This window comes from Brevibacillus sp. BC25 (assembly GCF_000282075.1).
In the GTDB taxonomy this organism is placed as follows: domain Bacteria; phylum Bacillota; class Bacilli; order Brevibacillales; family Brevibacillaceae; genus Brevibacillus.
Window position 1 is genome coordinate 14,723 of the sequence record NZ_AKIX01000014.1, and the last position, 16,126, is coordinate 30,848.

At 48.8% G+C, this 16,126-nt stretch carries 16 protein-coding genes; 6 read left to right on the forward strand and 10 right to left on the reverse strand.

Going from position 1 to position 16,126, the window contains the following annotated elements:
- Nucleotides 1–5 precede the first annotated feature (5 nt).
- Nucleotides 6–1,229 (forward strand): MFS transporter, encoded by a 1,224-nt coding sequence (locus PMI05_RS02915; protein WP_007716968.1) that lies wholly within the window; start codon nucleotides 6–8, stop codon nucleotides 1,227–1,229.
- A 9-nt stretch (nucleotides 1,230–1,238) separates the two neighbouring features.
- On the opposite strand, the gene PMI05_RS02920 is transcribed toward PMI05_RS02915, so the two are convergent.
- From PMI05_RS02920 to PMI05_RS02940, 5 genes are all read right to left on the reverse strand, one after another.
- A complete protein-coding gene (locus tag PMI05_RS02920) occupies nucleotides 1,239–2,036 on the reverse strand; it encodes an ABC transporter ATP-binding protein (RefSeq protein WP_007716969.1) in 798 nt (265 codons plus the stop codon).
- The gene (locus tag PMI05_RS02925; RefSeq protein ID WP_007716970.1) at nucleotides 2,029–2,964 is read right to left on the reverse strand and encodes an ABC transporter permease; all 936 of its coding nucleotides are present in this window, start codon (nucleotides 2,962–2,964) and stop codon (nucleotides 2,029–2,031) included. The genes PMI05_RS02920 and PMI05_RS02925 overlap by 8 nt, the downstream gene beginning before the upstream one ends.
- A 28-nt stretch (nucleotides 2,965–2,992) precedes the next feature.
- On the reverse strand, nucleotides 2,993–4,048 hold the full coding sequence (locus PMI05_RS02930) for an ABC transporter substrate-binding protein (RefSeq protein ID WP_007716971.1): 1,056 nt from the start codon (nucleotides 4,046–4,048) through the stop codon (nucleotides 2,993–2,995).
- A 92-nt stretch (nucleotides 4,049–4,140) separates the two neighbouring features.
- A complete protein-coding gene (locus tag PMI05_RS02935; RefSeq protein WP_007716972.1) occupies nucleotides 4,141–5,145 on the reverse strand; it encodes an ABC transporter substrate-binding protein in 1,005 nt (334 codons plus the stop codon).
- Nucleotides 5,146–5,278: 133 nt separating this feature from the next.
- On the reverse strand, nucleotides 5,279–6,598 hold the full coding sequence (locus PMI05_RS02940) for a hemolysin family protein (RefSeq protein WP_007716973.1): 1,320 nt from the start codon (nucleotides 6,596–6,598) through the stop codon (nucleotides 5,279–5,281).
- Nucleotides 6,599–6,739: 141 nt separating this feature from the next.
- Between PMI05_RS02940 and PMI05_RS02945 the strand changes: the two genes are divergently transcribed.
- Genes PMI05_RS02945 through PMI05_RS02955 form a run of 3 tightly spaced genes read left to right on the forward strand, consistent with a single transcriptional unit; the run spans nucleotide 6,740 to nucleotide 10,395 of the window.
- The gene (locus tag PMI05_RS02945; protein ID WP_007716976.1) at nucleotides 6,740–8,404 is read left to right on the forward strand and encodes a DNA repair helicase XPB; all 1,665 of its coding nucleotides are present in this window, start codon (nucleotides 6,740–6,742) and stop codon (nucleotides 8,402–8,404) included.
- 52 nt (nucleotides 8,405–8,456) lie between these two features.
- The gene (locus PMI05_RS02950; protein WP_007716978.1) at nucleotides 8,457–9,026 is read left to right on the forward strand and encodes an RNA polymerase sigma factor; all 570 of its coding nucleotides are present in this window, start codon (nucleotides 8,457–8,459) and stop codon (nucleotides 9,024–9,026) included.
- Entirely contained in the window at nucleotides 9,007–10,395 is a 1,389-nt protein-coding gene (locus PMI05_RS02955) for a hypothetical protein (protein ID WP_007716979.1), read from the forward strand. The genes PMI05_RS02950 and PMI05_RS02955 overlap by 20 nt, the downstream gene beginning before the upstream one ends.
- Before the next feature lie 178 nt (nucleotides 10,396–10,573).
- On the opposite strand, the gene PMI05_RS02960 is transcribed toward PMI05_RS02955, so the two are convergent.
- Entirely contained in the window at nucleotides 10,574–10,834 is a 261-nt protein-coding gene (locus tag PMI05_RS02960) for a DUF2573 family protein (RefSeq protein WP_007716985.1), read from the reverse strand.
- A 147-nt stretch (nucleotides 10,835–10,981) separates the two neighbouring features.
- Between PMI05_RS02960 and PMI05_RS02965 the strand changes: the two genes are divergently transcribed.
- Nucleotides 10,982–11,440 (forward strand): GNAT family N-acetyltransferase, encoded by a 459-nt coding sequence (locus PMI05_RS02965; protein ID WP_039960134.1) that lies wholly within the window; start codon nucleotides 10,982–10,984, stop codon nucleotides 11,438–11,440.
- A gap of 48 nt (nucleotides 11,441–11,488) precedes the next feature.
- Here the strand turns inward: PMI05_RS02965 and PMI05_RS02970 are convergent, their stop codons facing one another.
- The 3 genes from PMI05_RS02970 to PMI05_RS02980 form a co-directional block, all read right to left on the reverse strand.
- On the reverse strand, nucleotides 11,489–11,929 hold the full coding sequence (locus tag PMI05_RS02970; RefSeq protein WP_007716989.1) for a small multi-drug export protein: 441 nt from the start codon (nucleotides 11,927–11,929) through the stop codon (nucleotides 11,489–11,491).
- A gap of 89 nt (nucleotides 11,930–12,018) precedes the next feature.
- Complete coding sequence (locus PMI05_RS02975) at nucleotides 12,019–13,014, reverse strand: ABC transporter permease (protein ID WP_007716991.1); 996 nt, start codon at nucleotides 13,012–13,014, stop codon at nucleotides 12,019–12,021.
- A complete protein-coding gene (locus tag PMI05_RS02980; protein WP_007716993.1) occupies nucleotides 12,980–13,939 on the reverse strand; it encodes an ABC transporter ATP-binding protein in 960 nt (319 codons plus the stop codon). Before PMI05_RS02980 ends, PMI05_RS02975 begins: the two co-directional genes overlap by 35 nt.
- Nucleotides 13,940–14,068: 129 nt before the next feature.
- Here PMI05_RS02980 and PMI05_RS02985 point away from each other — a divergent pair, with 129 nt between their 5' ends.
- A complete protein-coding gene (locus tag PMI05_RS02985) occupies nucleotides 14,069–14,857 on the forward strand; it encodes a GDSL-type esterase/lipase family protein (protein WP_007716996.1) in 789 nt (262 codons plus the stop codon).
- Here PMI05_RS02985 and PMI05_RS02990 read toward each other — a convergent pair.
- Nucleotides 14,849–16,084, reverse strand: coding sequence for an MFS transporter (locus tag PMI05_RS02990; protein ID WP_007717005.1), 1,236 nt, complete (start codon nucleotides 16,082–16,084; stop codon nucleotides 14,849–14,851). The two genes, PMI05_RS02985 and PMI05_RS02990, sit on opposite strands and share 9 nt — an antisense overlap.
- Nucleotides 16,085–16,126 lie beyond the last annotated feature (42 nt).

Genomic DNA, 16,126 nt, shown 5'->3' on the forward strand with positions numbered 1-16,126 from the left:
TTCTTATGTCACACATCCCTAATGCACTCAGTCGATTCTTTGCTGCGTATCCGACACTTCTCTGGGTCCGTCTGTTCGGCGAAACGCTCACCTCTTTATCCAGCGCCATGATCGCCCCGTTTCTTGTTTTGTACTTGAGCGAGAACATCGGCGGCTCTGTTACCATGACCATGCTCGTAATTGGTTTGCAACCCTTCTCCGAGATTTTGCTGACGCTATTTGCTGGTGGCATCACAGACCGCTATCGCCGAAAAACGATCATGCTACTCGCCTTGTTTCTGCAAGGCTTCGCCATGTTGGGAATGGCTTGGGCAGACTCTATGCTAGGCTTTGCGATCCTGTACATCATCAACGGTGCTGGCCGATCCCTGTTTATCCCTGCCAGCCGCGCGCATCTCGCTGATACGATTTCCTCCGCACAAATGGCCGGTTCTTTTGCCCTTCTCAATACTTCTAGCAGTATCGGGGCCGCATTGGGCCCTTTAGTCGGCGTCATCATTTATAAGTACGATCCTGCTATGGCATTTTTGTTTACTGCGATCTCTCTATTGATCTATGCTCTTGCCGTCTGGTGGAAAATCCCGCAAACACCACTGCCAGAGGCTCCGGTCGAAGAAGCAGCAGACGTACGTTCACGCGGCTCCTGGCATGTTTATCGACCAGCCCTTGCCATTATGATGCTGTCTTTGCCGATCAGTCTGTTTTACGCGCAAACCGAAACGAACCTCCAGCTTCATCTGAAATACACGCTACCAGACTATTTACAAACACTCGCCTTGCTCATTGCTGTAAAAGGGGTACTGTTGCTCATGTTCGAGTACTTGCTCGTCAAATGGACCCAGCACTTGTCGACTCGCCTGTTGATTAGCGGCTCGTACATTTGTTTTCTCATCGTATCCTTGGGCTACGCCTTCATCGACAACGTACCTGTCCTTCTCGCTTTACAAGTGTTCCTCGTCATCGGAGAGAGTATTGGTCTGACCCAGTTGATGGCCTTCGTTACACGGATATCACCTGTCACGATGCGCGGGCGGTACTTCGCCATCACAGGAACACACTGGGATATTTCCCGCATGTGCGGACCGTACTTGGGCAGCCTTGTCTTGCTGCATTATGGTGGCACGATACTTTTCACCATTGTCGCAGGCATCCTCTTGATCGGTGCCGGATTCATGTACGTGTATCTTTCCAACAATGAAAAAGCCTCCCCGCTTGAACAGGAAGGCTGATTCGATCCGTTAGGTTAATAAGAAGCGATCTTCACTGAAGCTTTCTCCACCGCGGGCTGTTTCGAATGCTCGAAGCAGATCCTGCGGTTTCATCGTCCGTTTTTTCTCATCCGGAATGTCGAGGATGATTCCCCCATCGTGGAGCATCAACAGACGACTGCCCATGTTCAACGCTTGTTCCATATTATGCGTGACCATGATTGTCGTCAGTTTATAGCGCTCCACGATTTTTTCCGTTAAATCTACAATCAACTGCGCCCGTTTCGGGTCAAGCGCCGCTGTATGCTCATCGAGGAGCAAAATCTTCGGCTCTGTGAAGGTAGCCATCAACAGGCTAAGCGCTTGACGCTGTCCTCCTGAGAGAAAACCAACTTTGGTCTTCAAACGGTTCTCCAGCCCTTGATCCAGCTGCTTGAGCTGCTCACGGAACAGCTCTCGCTTCTGGTTATTCACCCCAAATCCAAGTGTACGACGTTTTCCCCGCCCCAAAGCGATTGCCAGATTTTCCTCAATCGTCATGTTCGGCGCTGTACCTGCCATTGGGTCCTGAAACACACGGCCGATCAGACCTGCGCGTTGGTGCTCTGCTAAGCGCGTGACATCTTTACCGTCAATTGTAATGCTTCCGTTATCTGGCGTCAGTCCACCGGAGATCATGTTCATCATCGTCGATTTACCGGCACCATTACTACCGATAACAGTGATGAACTCTCCCTTCTTAACGTGCAGATTGACGTTTCGAAGCGCGATCTTTTCATTCACAGTTCCTTCGTTGAATACTTTGTTGACGTTTGTAATTTTAAGCATCGCTGCTTCCTCCCCTTGCCGTGCGTCCCGCTTGCTTTTTCCAAATGCCTTTTGCCACAGTTGGAACAGTCAGGGCAAAGATAACAATCAGGGCAGTAATCAGCTTCATGTCAGAAGGATTGAGTCCTGCATCCAGAGCCAGTGCAATGACTAAGCGGTACACAATCGAGCCGAGAATGACAGCAAGCGTCACTCGGAAAATCGAAGAGCTGCCAAACAAAACTTCCCCGACAATAACGGAAGCGAGACCGATGACGATCATCCCGATCCCCATTCCTACATCCGCAAAGCCTTGGTATTGGGCTACCCACGCACCAGCTAAAGCTACCAAGCCATTGGAGAGAGCCAAACCGATGATCGTTGTCGAATCTGTGTTTACCCCAAAGCTGCGGATCATCTTCGAGTTGTCACCTGTCGCACGCAAATCCAGACCCATATCCGTATGCAGGAACCAGTCAATGATGAGCTTCAACACCATAACACCTACGATAAAGACGATTGCTACACCAGACAGCAAGGTAACTCCACCTACTGCCAGGTTCGGAATGCCCATATCCTTCACATAAGTGAACAGGGTATCCTCCCGCAAAAGAGGCAGATTCGCTTTCCCCATGACACGCAAATTGATCGAGTACAGGGCGATCATCGTTAAGATCCCCGCCAAAAGTGCGTTAATCTTTCCTTTGGTATGCAAGACGCCCGTAAAAGCTCCTGCCAAACCACCTACGATGAAAGCCAGCAGAGTAGCCAAAAACGGATTGGTTCCATCGATAATGAACTTGGCTGCGATTGCGCCTCCCAAGGCAAAACTACCATCTACAGTCAAGTCAGGAACGTTTAGGACTCGGAAGGTCAGATATACACCGAGAGCCAAAATACCAAATAGTAAACCTTGCTCAATGGCTCCCATTACTGCCAGTTGATTCATAGAAAAAATCCTCCAATTACTGCATTTATTACTCGATCACTTGTCCAGCACGGTCGAGCATGGCTTGCGGAATCGTCACACCCATTTTTTCCGCTGCTTTCTTATTCAATACGAGCTTCATGTCTGCTTGCACTTCAACAGCCATATCAGCTGGCTTCGCTTCACCCTTCAGGATTTTTGCTGCCATATCAGCTGTTTGCTCGCCCAGCTTCGTGTAGTCGATCCCGTAAGTGGCAATCGCTCCGCTCTTCACTGAGTTTTCTTCACCAGCGATGACCGGAATTTTTTGTGCTTCCGCTACACCGATAACAGCTGCAATCGAAGATACGACCATGTTGTCAGTCGGTACATAGAAAGCATCTACTTTGCCCACCATGGACTCAGCTGCTTGCTTCACTTCCGTTGCGCTCGTAATGGCCGCTTCTTTAATTTCCAAACCAAGCTTGCCAGCTACGGCTTTTGCCGCATCTACCTGTACTTTGGAGTTGACTTCGCCAGAACTATAAATGATTCCAACAGATTTCGCATCAGCTTTCATTTCTTTGATCAGCTTCAATTGCTCTTCGACTGGATTCATATCCGATGTACCGGTTACGTTCGCTCCCGGCTTGTCCATCGCTGCAACCAGACCAGCTTCTACAGGATCGGTTACCGCAGTAAACAGGATCGGAATTTCTTTACTGGTTTGCGCGGCAGCCTGTGCCGTTGGAGTCGCAATGGCCAACACCAAATCTACTTTGTCAGCCTCGAATTTTTGGGCAATCTGAATGGCTGTATCCATGCTCGCCTGAGCGGATTGCACATCGATTTTTACTTGCTTGTCTTTTTCGTAGCCGTTTTTAGCCAGTTGGCTGATAAAGCCCTCTCTTGCTGCATCCAAAGCAGGGTGTTCAACGAATTGGGCAATTCCAATTGTCAGCTGCTTGGTTTCAGTAGACGGAGCAGGTGCCGTCGTGGTTGCAGGAGCTGGTGTAGAATTGTTTGCAGGGGTAGCGCTTTGCTGTCCACAAGCGGTAACAGACAAAAGCAATAAAGGAAATAAAAAACTCTGAAAAATTTTAATACTCTTCTTTTGTTTGAACATTTAGTGAATTCCCCCTCGTGAATTTTTTTCTACAATTTTAACATGGATAAAACGGTTTTAAAAGAATAAAAAGAGAGCATGACGCTCTCTTTTTACTTGATGATTTCTTTCGCCTGTTGTTTGAGTGCCTCAGAAATAGTGAGCCCAAACTTTGCAGCAGCTGTTTCATTGATATACAAATCAGCTTGTTTCGAAATCTCTACAGGAGTATCAGCAACACTTTGCCCTTTTAAGATACGGGCAGCCATATCGCCTGTTTGTTTACCGATTTGGTAGTAATCAATCCCATACGTAGCAACCGCTCCACGTTTCACTGTATCGGTGTCAGAAGCAAATACAGGGATTTTGTTTCCCTCTGCTGCTCCGAGTACCGCTTCAAACGAAGATACGACGGTATTGTCAATTGGGATAATAATGGCATCTACTTTACTAGCAAGCCCTTGAGCTGCCAGCTGCACTTCGGATAGCTGCGAAATGCCTGCCTTGACGATTTCTACGCCTTCTTTTTGCGCTGCGTCTTCCAATTCCTTGACCTGTACCTCAGAGTTAATTTCGGAGGTCGTATAGATCACGCCCAGCTTTTTCAGCTCAGGCAGGAAGGCTTTCACCAGCTTCAATTGTTGTTCCATCGATACTTTATCGGACGTCCCGGTCACATTTTTGTCTGGCTTCTCCAGACTGCCAACCAATTGAGCCGAGATCGGGTCTGTTACGGAACTGAAAACAACAGGTTTGTCAGCAATCGCCTTGGCTGCAGCCTGAGCGGATGGCGTTGCAATCGCTACGACAAGATCCTTTTTATCTCCGGCATACTTCTGTGCGATCGAGACCGTATTGTTCATGTCACCATGGGCGTTCTGGGAGTCTACCTCCAAGTTCTTGCCCTCTTCGTAGCCAGCATCCTTCAGACCATCCAAAATTCCTTTATGAATAGCATCCAGCGCAGGGTGCTCCACGAATTGTGTCAACCCCAGCTTCACTGTTTGCCCTTGGCCTGTCGTTGCTGCTGTCTCTGTTTTCCCACCTGTTTCGTTGCCACATGCTGCCAAAGAAAACGCCAGCAATGCGGTCAGTACCATACTGACTGCTCGTCTCATCTGTACTTCCTCCTCTAGTCTCTACTCTTTCGCTGCTCCTAATCACCCTAAGCAATTAGGCTCATTGCCATCTATGCAACTTGTGTCCCATTATAGCAATTATATGACGCATTGAGAAGCCCCCTTTCCTCACTTACGTGGGACTGACCTCTTCCTCTGCTTTGCCGATTTTCTTTACATATACCCTAGTGATTCTGTAATGGTCGACTTCTCCCACAACAAATTCGTACTTCCCCTCTTTTACTCGATCCCCCACGCGTGGCGGATGGTCGATTTGCATGTAAATCCAGCCTGCTAGCGTATCTACATCGCTTGACTCCAATTCGATGTCCAGATAATCGCCCACTTCCTCCAGTAGCATACGCCCATCCAATGACAGCATCCCGTCATTGCGCTCCACCTCTGGACGCTCGTCGTCGAACTCGTCTTGAATGTCTCCAACAATTTCCTCCATTATATCTTCAAGGGTCACCAGCCCCGCAGTGCCCCCATACTCGTCTATGATAATTGCCATTTGTCCTCGTTGTTTTTGCAGCATGGTCAACAATCGGCTGATCGAGATCGTCTCCGGCACAGTCAAAATCGGACGCATGAAGGTCTGAAGGTCATGACTTTCTCCTTCTAATAGCCCTGTCAGCATATCCTTGATGTGCAAGCTACCTACTACATGATCCTTGTCACCATCCACGACTGGATAGCGGGTAAACCGTCCGTTTTGGACATGCTTGACGTTTTCGTCAAAGGGATCGCGCATGTTCAAGACAACCATATCCGTACGCGGAACCATGATTTCTCTTGCCATCGTCTCCGAGAAATCAAAAATATTATCAACCAGCATCAGTTCGGTTTGATCAATCAAGCCGCTTTTATGACTTTCATTGACAAGTATGCGAATCTCTTCTTCTGTATGTGCCTCCTGATGCGGCTCCAAGGATATATGAAAAAGCGCAAGAAAACGGCTCGCGGCCCAGTTCAGCATTTGAATAAAGGGATACATGATTTTGTAAAAGAGTTGGATCGGCTTGGCTACCGCAAGTACCACCTTTTCGGAGTATTGAATAGCCAGTGTCTTTGGAGCCAGCTCCCCCAGCACGATATGCAAAAACGTAATCACCGAAAAAGCGATAATAAAGGAAATACTGGTAACAACCGTATCATTTAAATGGAAATAACGAAAAACTGGATGCAGAAGATGCGCGACGGCAGGCTCACCCAGCCAGCCGAGTCCTAATGAAGCGAGCGTAATCCCGAGTTGGCACGCGGAGAGATAGGCATCCAAATTGTGCAAGACCCTCTCGACATCAACAGCGCGCTTGTTTCCTTCCGCTGCGAGCTGGGCAATGCGCGATTCCCTTACTTTTACGATCGCGAATTCGGTCGCAACAAAGAACCCGTTTAGTAGTACGAGGATCATGACCAAGATCAAATTAAACAAGCTTCCCCAAATTGCCATGCTCCCCGCCGTCCTTTCCGTCCATGCTTTGGGATATTGTTTCCCATCCTCGCCAAAATGTTACCTGTTCGTTTTTCTTTCTTTTTGAGATTGTGATACCATAGTGCTGATTCCTATGCCTTTTGTAACGAGGTGAGTCTATTGTCGTACCGTCCAGACCTGCCCTTGATCGTTCAAAGCGATCGGACGATATTGTTGGAAACACAGCATCCTTTATTTCCCGAGGCCAGACAAGCTATTAGTGGTTTTACCGAGCTAATCAAGAACCCAGAATACATCCATACCTATCGGATCACCCCTTTATCGCTTTGGAACGCGGCTGCTTCTGGTCTTACATCACAAGAGGTAACAGACGTGCTTGGCAGCTACAGCAAGTACGGTGTCCCGCCAACCATCGTCAAAGAAATCGAAGATACGATGCGAAAATACGGCTTGTTTCGTTTGGAACGCATTGGCGATCATCTCGTATTAATGAGTGATGACCCACTTCTTTTAGCAGAGGTGACCAGTTATAAATCAATCGCTGCTCTTTTTGAGCATGAATTCGTTATCAAAAGTTATGCGCGCGGTCTGATCAAACAAGAGCTGTTTAAGCTCGGGTTTCCTGTTCAAGATTTGGCAGGCTATACAGAAGGCGAATCCTGCGCAGTCAGCTTGCGGGAAACGACATCCCGAGGCAGAGCATTCTCATTGCGTTCTTATCAAAAAGAAGCTGTCGATGCCTTCTATTCTGGTGGAGCTGTGACTGGGGGAAGCGGCGTACTCGTCCTGCCCTGTGGTGCTGGAAAAACAGTCATTGGGCTTGGTGCCATTTGCCAACTGCAAACAGCCACACTCATTTTGACCACAAATACAACCTCGGTTCGTCAATGGATCGCAGAGCTCTTGGACAAAACAGGACTTGATCCAAATATGGTCGGCGAATACACTGGTGACAACAAAGAAGTCAAGCCAATAACTGTGGCGACTTATCAAATTCTTACATACCGCCCCACCGCCGAAGATGATTTTCCTCATCTGAAACTCTTTTCAGAGCGCGACTGGGGGCTTATTATTTACGATGAGGTGCATTTGTTGCCCGCACCCATCTTTCGTGTTACTTCTGGGATTCAAGCCACTCGCAGACTTGGGCTGACTGCTACTCTTGTTCGGGAAGACGGGCGGGAGGAAGATGTTTTCACGCTGATTGGTCCAAAAAAGTACGAGGTTCCATGGAAAGTCATGGAAGAGCAAGGCTGGATCGCAGAGGCGCATTGCCGAGAAATTCGACTCCCCTTTGAGCCGAAGTGGCGAGAGGCTTATGCACATGCAACCGCTCGTCAAAAGTTTCGCATTGCGGCGGAAAATCCAAAAAAACTGGAGGTCGTCCGCGAGCTATTGGAGAGGCACGCCCACGATCGCGTTTTGATCATCGGGCAATATATCGATCAGCTTGAGCAGATGGCATCAGCCCTCCAACTGCCACTCATTACAGGAAAAGTACCGGACAAAGAACGTGAGCTTTTGTACACGCAGTTTAAAAAAGGGGAAATTACACGCCTGATCGTATCCAAGGTAGCCAACTTTGCTGTTGATTTGCCCGATGCCAACGTCGCGATCCAAATTTCCGGGACGTATGGTTCCAGACAAGAAGAGGCACAGCGCCTGGGACGTATCTTAAGGCCCAAAACAGACGACAACACCGCCCATTTTTATACATTGGTAACACGAGACACGCGAGAGCAGGAGTTTTCGCTCCATCGCCAGCTTTTTCTGGTCGAACAAGGCTATCCATACGATATTATAGAAAGCGAAACGCTGGTCTGAAACGTTTACGAATAACCAGCGTCTCATAGAGGGAAGGGAGGCCAAAGATTCAATGCAATCCGACGCCGAAATCATTCAGCGGATTCTTCAAGGCGACATCGAAGCGTATCGCGACCTCATCCAGCGATATCAGCATATGATCTACGTTTTCATTTACAAAATGGTAAACAATCGCTCTGATGCAGAGGATCTCACTCAGGAAGTATTTGTAAAAGCGTATGAAAAATTGTCCACATTCCGCGGGGACAGCCAATTTTCTTCTTGGTTACATACGCTTGCCCGAAATAAGAGCATCGACTTCTTGCGTCGCCGAAAGTATCATGACTCGGATGAACAATTGGCCTATGTGCCATCTAATACACGAGATGAATCCCCTCAGGAATCGCTCATGACAAAAGAGCAACGTCGAGAAATTCAGGAGGCCTTTGCTTTACTGTCGGATTCTTATCGAGAAGTGATTGTCCTTCGCTGTACGCACGAATATCCGTTTGAAAAAATAGCTACACTCCTCGGCATCGCCGAATCTACAGCTCGTGTCCGTTACTTGCGTGCTCGTCAGGAACTCGCAAAATTGTTATCCCGCAAGGAAGGGGGGCTCGTACATGAACTGCCAGGCATTTAGAAAAGCATGGCTAGATGACACAGATAGCGATTCACACTCACATATTGAAACCTGTGACGAATGCATCGCTTGGATAGAAACGCAAATGACAACAGAAGAGGAGGTGCAGTTCTTGAAGGAGGTTCCACTACCTCAAGCGAACCTGGAAGACAGAATCATGCAAGCAATCTACCAGACCGCCGGAAAAGGTGTACCCCCTCACGCCGCTACTGCATCTTCAGAACAACAAACGAGCACTGTGATAGAAAAGCCAAACAAGCGTTGGACCAAAGGCTTCCCTTCATACGCCTGGGTTAGCGCAGCGGCTGTCTTGCTCGGAGTTGGTTTCGTCGGCTACCAACAGCTGGCACCGGGTAGTACTCAAATGGCTGCCATACAAGAAAGCGGGACGCACGACAACCAGAACACTTTTGCATTCAACGATGCGGTATCAAAATCGGCACCGCAAGCACCTGCTATCGCTTCCGTACCAGCAGCTGCTGATAGTCCGACGATGAAAAAAGCAGAAAGCAATCCAGCGTCCGCTGCTACACAATCGCAGGTCGCTCCGACTGCACCTACAAAAGATACACCTCCTGCATCACCTACCCAATCGAACAATGCAATTGCGATGGTGAAACCACAGGAAAAAGTAGCCACACCAGAGCCACGTACGATTAATAAAGACGGGCAGAACAGCGTGGCATCTCGCGGATTACAGGGGAACTCAGCTGATCAAGCGGCAAAAGCGAAATCGGAAGTTCCAGCCGAGTCAGCAAAAAGTGGTAACCATATAGCCGCTAAGGAAGCCAATGGCGCTGCTGCTGAGAATCCTACGACCTTTGGGATCGCTTCCCAATTGGAACCAGACACTGCTGATGGCGGTACGACTGAGAATGCATTAGTGGGTCCAACGTTGCCGACGGCAGCGAAGCAACCCATTACGCTCTCTTCCTTCTCGGATTTGAACACCGCTGTACAAGCATCAGATATGCCCGTGCCTACCCTCTCGCAAGCACCGAATGGGTTCTCGATGAGTACGGTATCGGTCCAATATGAATCCGAAACCAGTCAGAAGGTGACTCGCTTAACTGCAGATTACAAGAAGAACAATGACTGGATTCGCATAGATGTTGTACGTAATACAGAAGGTAAGCGCAGTCTCTCTATCCCAGGTACTTTCTCCGCTACTCAGTTGTTCGCGGTCAACGGAGAACAAGCCATCGCTGTTTCATTTGATCAAACTGACTCAACAGGATCAACGGCCCAGCACGCGGCTCATTTTAACGCACAATCCGACAACCAATCGTTGTATGTAGTCATAACGGCACATGGAGTCACCTTAAATGAATTAATGGATGCTGCCAAACATATCACGTGGAATCCGTAAAAAGATCCCTGCAATCGAAAAAGACACGGTACACTCCGATCCGTTTTCCGCAAACAAAATCTGTAGCAGGACCAGCAACAGTACCGAGGAGAGCTGATGCCTCTACGCCGGTTAGAGATTCGATTGAAGTAAAAAAACGCTGTTCTCTTTCGCAAAGAGACAGCGTTTTTTCCTATCTTTAATGCTTTTGATTTTTCTCCTGATTCCATTGCTTGATTTGCTCGATGATTTCCCGAATTTGATTCCGTGCTTCCATATGCTCAGGCTCGCTTCCCCAATGCTGAATCAGCGGCGGCATCGCTTTTGCCATTGTCGTGTACAGGCACCATACTTTTACCATTTCTACGCGCTCAGGAGTCGCTTCTCCTGTTAACAGCTCTGTAAATTTATGAACTAGATCCTCCAGTTCAGGGACCAACGCTTCTTTTTTCTCGTCCATGTCAGTTACCTCACTTTCGGGAACTTTTCTATTTGTATCCTTGGTTTATTTTACGAAAAAACGCCCACTTGGAAAAGGAAGATTTTTCAGGTGGGATCGGTTACGCTTACACTATCAAAATGATCGAGGTGAAGACTTATCAAAGACATTCGTATTCGTTTGGTTCCAACAATCAGAGATAACTGGCAAGATGCATTACGCTTGCAGGTACAAGATGAGCAGCAGCACTTTGTCCCGTCAGTTGCCGTTTCATTGGCGAAGGTCCATATCCGTCCTGATGGTGACAACTGCGCATATGAACCATTCTGTTTGTATGTCGCTGATGAAATGGTTGGGTTTGTCATGATTACCTATGACGCCTCAACAGATTGGTGCTTCTGGTTCAACGGTTTTTTGATCGATCACCAGTACCAAGGCAAAGGATATGGCAGAGCGGCTCTCGCAGCGATCGTAGATACGGTACGGAACCGTTTCCCGCAAAGCCGATTTGTCAACCTGACTGTATGCCCGGACAATGCAGGCGCAAGGCATTTATACAGTCAAACCGGTTTTGAAGAAACTGGCGACGTATACGATGGAGAGATTGTCTACAGACTCACGTTATGAAGAGCATGAACAAAAACCGCCAGAAATTGGCGGCTTTCATGCATATAGCTATTTCGTTTCAGGTACCATGAATTGCAAAAGACCAAAAGCCACTCCTGCCGTCAATAACACACTCCAGATAATGATGCCCACCGACATCCACAACATGAGCTTTTTCGTAGGGGCTCCCAGCGAGATACCAATGGCAGCTCCCAGTGGGGCTCCCGTTAAAAGCGGCGAAGCGAGACCAAGGCCGACCACTCCGTATTTATCCCATATCTGCCACATACGCCCCTGACGCTTGCTCCGTTTCTCTACACGCTTTAAAAGCCAGGCGCGTAAGGAACCTCCCAGAAAAATGACGATACCTGCGCTGATAATCGCACCCACCGCACTAAATATTCCGATCAGAACCGGTGGTAGCTGCAACATAAAACCTACAGGGATCGCTGCCCACAGCTCAAACATGCCAGATAGTGTCACCGAGCCTGCTTTCCATAATACATCCATTCTGTTTCGCCTTTCTCCTCTCGCTGTCTTTTTCATTCGTCATGGTAAAGACGAGCAGACATGTAATAAAGTAACGAAAAAATGTCAAATTAGGATGTGACATCCCTACGGATAAAGGTCGCGTACGCAATGATCAGCGCTGCGATCGCCCATACACTCAACACGGTCAACGAGAACGGCAACGTCATCCCCTTAATCGGAGGTAGAGTTCCATTGAGGTAATCCGTAAGCTGCAAATTTACCACGAACAAGTATTTGGACGATTCCCAAGAGGATGCCATCTGCGTCAGGATTGTTCCGCTGATTAGCGCTGCCATCATAATCCCCATCCCCGCAGCAGCACTCCGAACCAAAACAGAGACCATAAGTGTTACTGTTGCAACCACGGCACAGACGAACCAGCCTAGCCCGTACTGCATCAGCAAAAATTGCCACTGTGGCAGCATGAAAGCGCCAGATGTCTCGAGCTCTCCTCCCGCTACTTCAAAGCCAGTCAAAATGGGCAGGTCCCAACCTGAATAGCCAAACACGACCCCAGAGAGCAAATAAGCAAGAATCAGTGTCGTGAGAACCGTGAGAGAGGTAAACAGCAACAGGGTGATGTATTTGCTGGTCAGTACCTTCCAACGCCGTACGGGTCGCGTTAATAGCAGCTTGACCGTCCCCTCGCTAAACTCAGAAGATACGAGGTCAACCGCAAGTACGACGATTATCATGGGTAGAAACATCGAAATGGCTTGGTCCATAAAACCACGGGCGAATGTAGGTCCACCCGGTGCCATCGGGTTAATGTCGTGATCCAAATAATATTGCTGCTGTGCGATCCTGACCTTGATAAAATCCCGCCACTCTTCAGGAAGACGGCTTGATGCCAGCCTGTTTTGCATATCGACGATTTGTTGGGTTAATAGTGGTCGCCAGTCGGTCGTCCCCATTCGTTCTTGTGCAGTGACAACCGAACGATACTGCGCGTATGTAAAAATCGGGATCAGAATCGCCAAGATCAGTACAACGACTAGAAAACGGCGCCTACGCAGCAATTTTATGGTTTCATTCTGTACGAGCCCCACCATGCTCTGCTCCATGACTTCCCCCTCCTCCCGTCAATGTAAGGAACAGGTCTTCCAGTGTAACCGTCTTCGTTGCAATCCCCGTCACAGGTATGCCGCCATTGACCAACGCTTGGTTAGCCTCGCTCACTTTTTCTATATCCATGCGTGTTTTCAGGCGCTCTTCACTGACCACCCACACATCTGTCACTGCTGGTAGTATTCGCAGGACTTCCTCGGCCTTTTGTATATGGGAAGACGGGATTGTCCAATCTACCTGATCAGCAAACTGCTCCATCAGTTCTTTGACTAATCCAACCGAAATGACCTTCCCTTGACTGATAATCGCCACCCGGTCGCACATCATCTCGATTTCACTGAGAAGATGACTCGAAATGAAGACAGCGAGTCCTTCTTCCTCAGCAAGCTTGCGAATAAACTGGCGCAATTCACGAATCCCCGCCGGGTCCAAACCGTTCGTCGGTTCGTCCAGAATCAATATTTTCGGCCGGTGTAAAAGTGCCTGCGCGATCCCCAGGCGCTGCCTCATTCCGAGCGAGTACGTTTTTACCTTATCATCAATCGCCCGCTCCAAATCAACGAAGCGAACGATTTCCTTAATACGCTCAGGAGTAATACCGCCGCTCATTCTCGCAAACTGCTCCAGATTCTCTCTGCCCGTCAAAAACTTGTACAGCTCCGGGTTTTCGACGATACAACCAACCTGCGCAATCGCTTGCGGAAACTGTTCCTGAAGGGAAATGCCTCCGATGCGAATATCTCCCCCATCCGCTTTTGCCAATCCAACGAGCATGCGGATCGTCGTGGTTTTGCCTGCGCCATTCGGCCCGAGAAATCCAAATACCTCTCCGGCGAAAACGTCAAACGTAATATCATGAATGATCGGCTTTTTGCCAATCGCTTTTTGCAATCCTTTTACTGAGAGGACCGTTTCGGCCAATGTGCGCCCTCCTATCTGGGTCACGCCTCGTCAACTGACGATGGCGTTCTGTTTATGGTACACTGTCATAAGATGTCCATCCACATTATACCATGACCATACACTTTAAAACGAATAGGAGGATACCCGATGCGCACATCCGGCCAATTTCTTTGGCGCACGGCAGGTCTCTTGTCTTTACTCTCATTTCTCTTATTTGCGACAGGGTTTGTCCTCGCGATGAATCCGCAGCAGTTGGCACCGTCCACAACAACCCCACCTGCGCAAAAAGAGCAGCCACCCTCTCCTTTACCAGAAAAGGGTGTTCACAAAGTAGTCGCACTAGGGGATTCCCTCACGCGCGGTGCCGGAGACGCAAACGGCCAAGGCTATGTCGGACTCGTTCGCCAAGCATTGGAGAAAAAATCGGGCCAGTCTATTACGTTCACAAACCTCGCGATTAATGGACAGGAATCATCTGAGCTGCTCAAACAAATCTCCCAGGAGCAAGTAAAGAAGCTGCTCGCTGAAGCCGATCTGATTCTTTTTACCATCGGCGGCAATGATTTGTTCAGGCAGACAGGCGGGCTGTATACCATTGAAAAAGAAAAAGTGACCACAGCTCTTAATCAGCTTGCGGTCAACTATGAAGAGATTCTCAAACAGATTCGCAGCGTCAACAAGACCGCGACGATCGTATATACTTCCCTGTACAATCCTTTTGGCAATACCGAAGCAGCCGTCGACACCATTGGGCCCGTGCTCGACTGGAACAATCAGGCGTCCCAAATCGCCTCACGGTACCCGCAAGTACTCGTGGTGCCGACATACGACTTGTTCTTGCGTAAAGAACAAAACTACTTGTATACAGACCACTTCCACCCGAATGCTGATGGCTATAAACGGATGGCGGATCGTATCTTGCAAGCGTTAGAGTGATTCAATCCTCGCCTCATTCAAGGTCTTCCCACGGGTTGCCTCAAAGGCGCGAGCACCCGCCCATTGGAAGGCACTACTCATCATCGAGGTAGCTGCTACCACCAAGAACAAGGTCGTACCTCCGTAGTGTGCTAACAGCAATCCGCCCATCCACGGACCGATGAACTGGCCGAGGTTGCTGAAGCTTTTCGCACCGTAATAGCTGCCGCGCATACTCTCTGGGGCCATTCGGTCGATCAGGACGTCCCCTGCGGTAAACGTAAGGATTTCGCCAATCGTGAAAAATACCATCGCCACAATGAATATCAGCCATGAATTGGCAAAGGCATAACCCACGTCACCAACCGCATACATGGCGTTTCCCACCAAAATTGCGGTGAGAGGCGTCTTTTTTTCTGCCCAAGTCGTCAACGGAAGCTGCATCACAACGACGACAATCGCATTGACTGTCATCAGGATGGCAAACAGCTCTGTTCCATTCACGACCGTCATTTCTGCGAATTTGGCCAGCGTAGTAGACATCTGCGAGTAGCCAATCGCTCCTAAAACACCGGCGAGCATGTACAAGCGAAACGCCTTGTCCTTCACGACTACGCTGAATGCATGGCTGAATGTAACGACTTCTTTCTTTTGGCCTTCAATTTGTTTAATGCCGAACTTGTTCAATAATCCTTGCAAGCTAATCACATAGATAAGATAAATCAGTGCGGTCATTAAGAATGGTAGGGCTACTGAGCTTTTCGCCAGCACTACCCCTGCGATAGGCCCAACTGCTACCCCCACGTTAATTGCCATGTAGCGAATACCGAACACACGAAGCCGCTTCTCTTGCGGCGTTACATCTGCCATCAGTGCCTGTGAAACGGGTTCGTAGAAGGATCGACAGAGTCCCCCTGCTATATTGAGCAAAAGCAGAATCCACGGGTCTTTACTAAGCGCAAACCCGACGAACACGAAAGTCCATACATACAACGCCCCTGGCATGACTCGCCTGCGCCCGATCCTGTCTGACCATGCTCCCGCAATAAAGCCTCCGATTGTACCTGCGAGCGGTCCTGCTCCAATAGTCAACCCGATCATTGCCAAGCTCATATCTGTTTGATTGGACAAGTATAAAAACAAAAACGGCATGCTCATCGAGCTGGCGGCCCGGACGAACACGGTCCCGACGACTAATGACCAGACGATCGGGTGAAACTCCTGTAAACGCATCTTGATCCAGCTCATTTTCTCTCTCTCTCCTCACCACTGTTATGCCTTTCCATCGCT

Bases quoted from the DNA above. Each gene is read 5' to 3' on its own strand.
- PMI05_RS02915 (WP_007716968.1), top strand. From the start codon at position 6: ATGTCACACATCCCTAATGCACTCAGTCGATTCTTTGCTGCGTATCCG.
- PMI05_RS02920 (WP_007716969.1), bottom strand. From the start codon at position 2,036: ATGCTTAAAATTACAAACGTCAACAAAGTATTCAACGAAGGAACTGTG.
- PMI05_RS02925 (WP_007716970.1), bottom strand. From the start codon at position 2,964: ATGAATCAACTGGCAGTAATGGGAGCCATTGAGCAAGGTTTACTATTT.
- PMI05_RS02930 (WP_007716971.1), bottom strand. From the start codon at position 4,048: ATGTTCAAACAAAAGAAGAGTATTAAAATTTTTCAGAGTTTTTTATTT.
- PMI05_RS02935 (WP_007716972.1), bottom strand. From the start codon at position 5,145: ATGAGACGAGCAGTCAGTATGGTACTGACCGCATTGCTGGCGTTTTCT.
- PMI05_RS02940 (WP_007716973.1), bottom strand. From the start codon at position 6,598: ATGGCAATTTGGGGAAGCTTGTTTAATTTGATCTTGGTCATGATCCTC.
- PMI05_RS02950 (WP_007716978.1), top strand. From the start codon at position 8,457: ATGCAATCCGACGCCGAAATCATTCAGCGGATTCTTCAAGGCGACATC.
- PMI05_RS02955 (WP_007716979.1), top strand. From the start codon at position 9,007: ATGAACTGCCAGGCATTTAGAAAAGCATGGCTAGATGACACAGATAGC.
- PMI05_RS02960 (WP_007716985.1), bottom strand. From the start codon at position 10,834: ATGGACGAGAAAAAAGAAGCGTTGGTCCCTGAACTGGAGGATCTAGTT.
- PMI05_RS02970 (WP_007716989.1), bottom strand. From the start codon at position 11,929: ATGGATGTATTATGGAAAGCAGGCTCGGTGACACTATCTGGCATGTTT.
- PMI05_RS02975 (WP_007716991.1), bottom strand. From the start codon at position 13,014: ATGGAGCAGAGCATGGTGGGGCTCGTACAGAATGAAACCATAAAATTG.
- PMI05_RS02985 (WP_007716996.1), top strand. From the start codon at position 14,069: ATGCGCACATCCGGCCAATTTCTTTGGCGCACGGCAGGTCTCTTGTCT.
- PMI05_RS02990 (WP_007717005.1), bottom strand. From the start codon at position 16,084: ATGAGCTGGATCAAGATGCGTTTACAGGAGTTTCACCCGATCGTCTGG.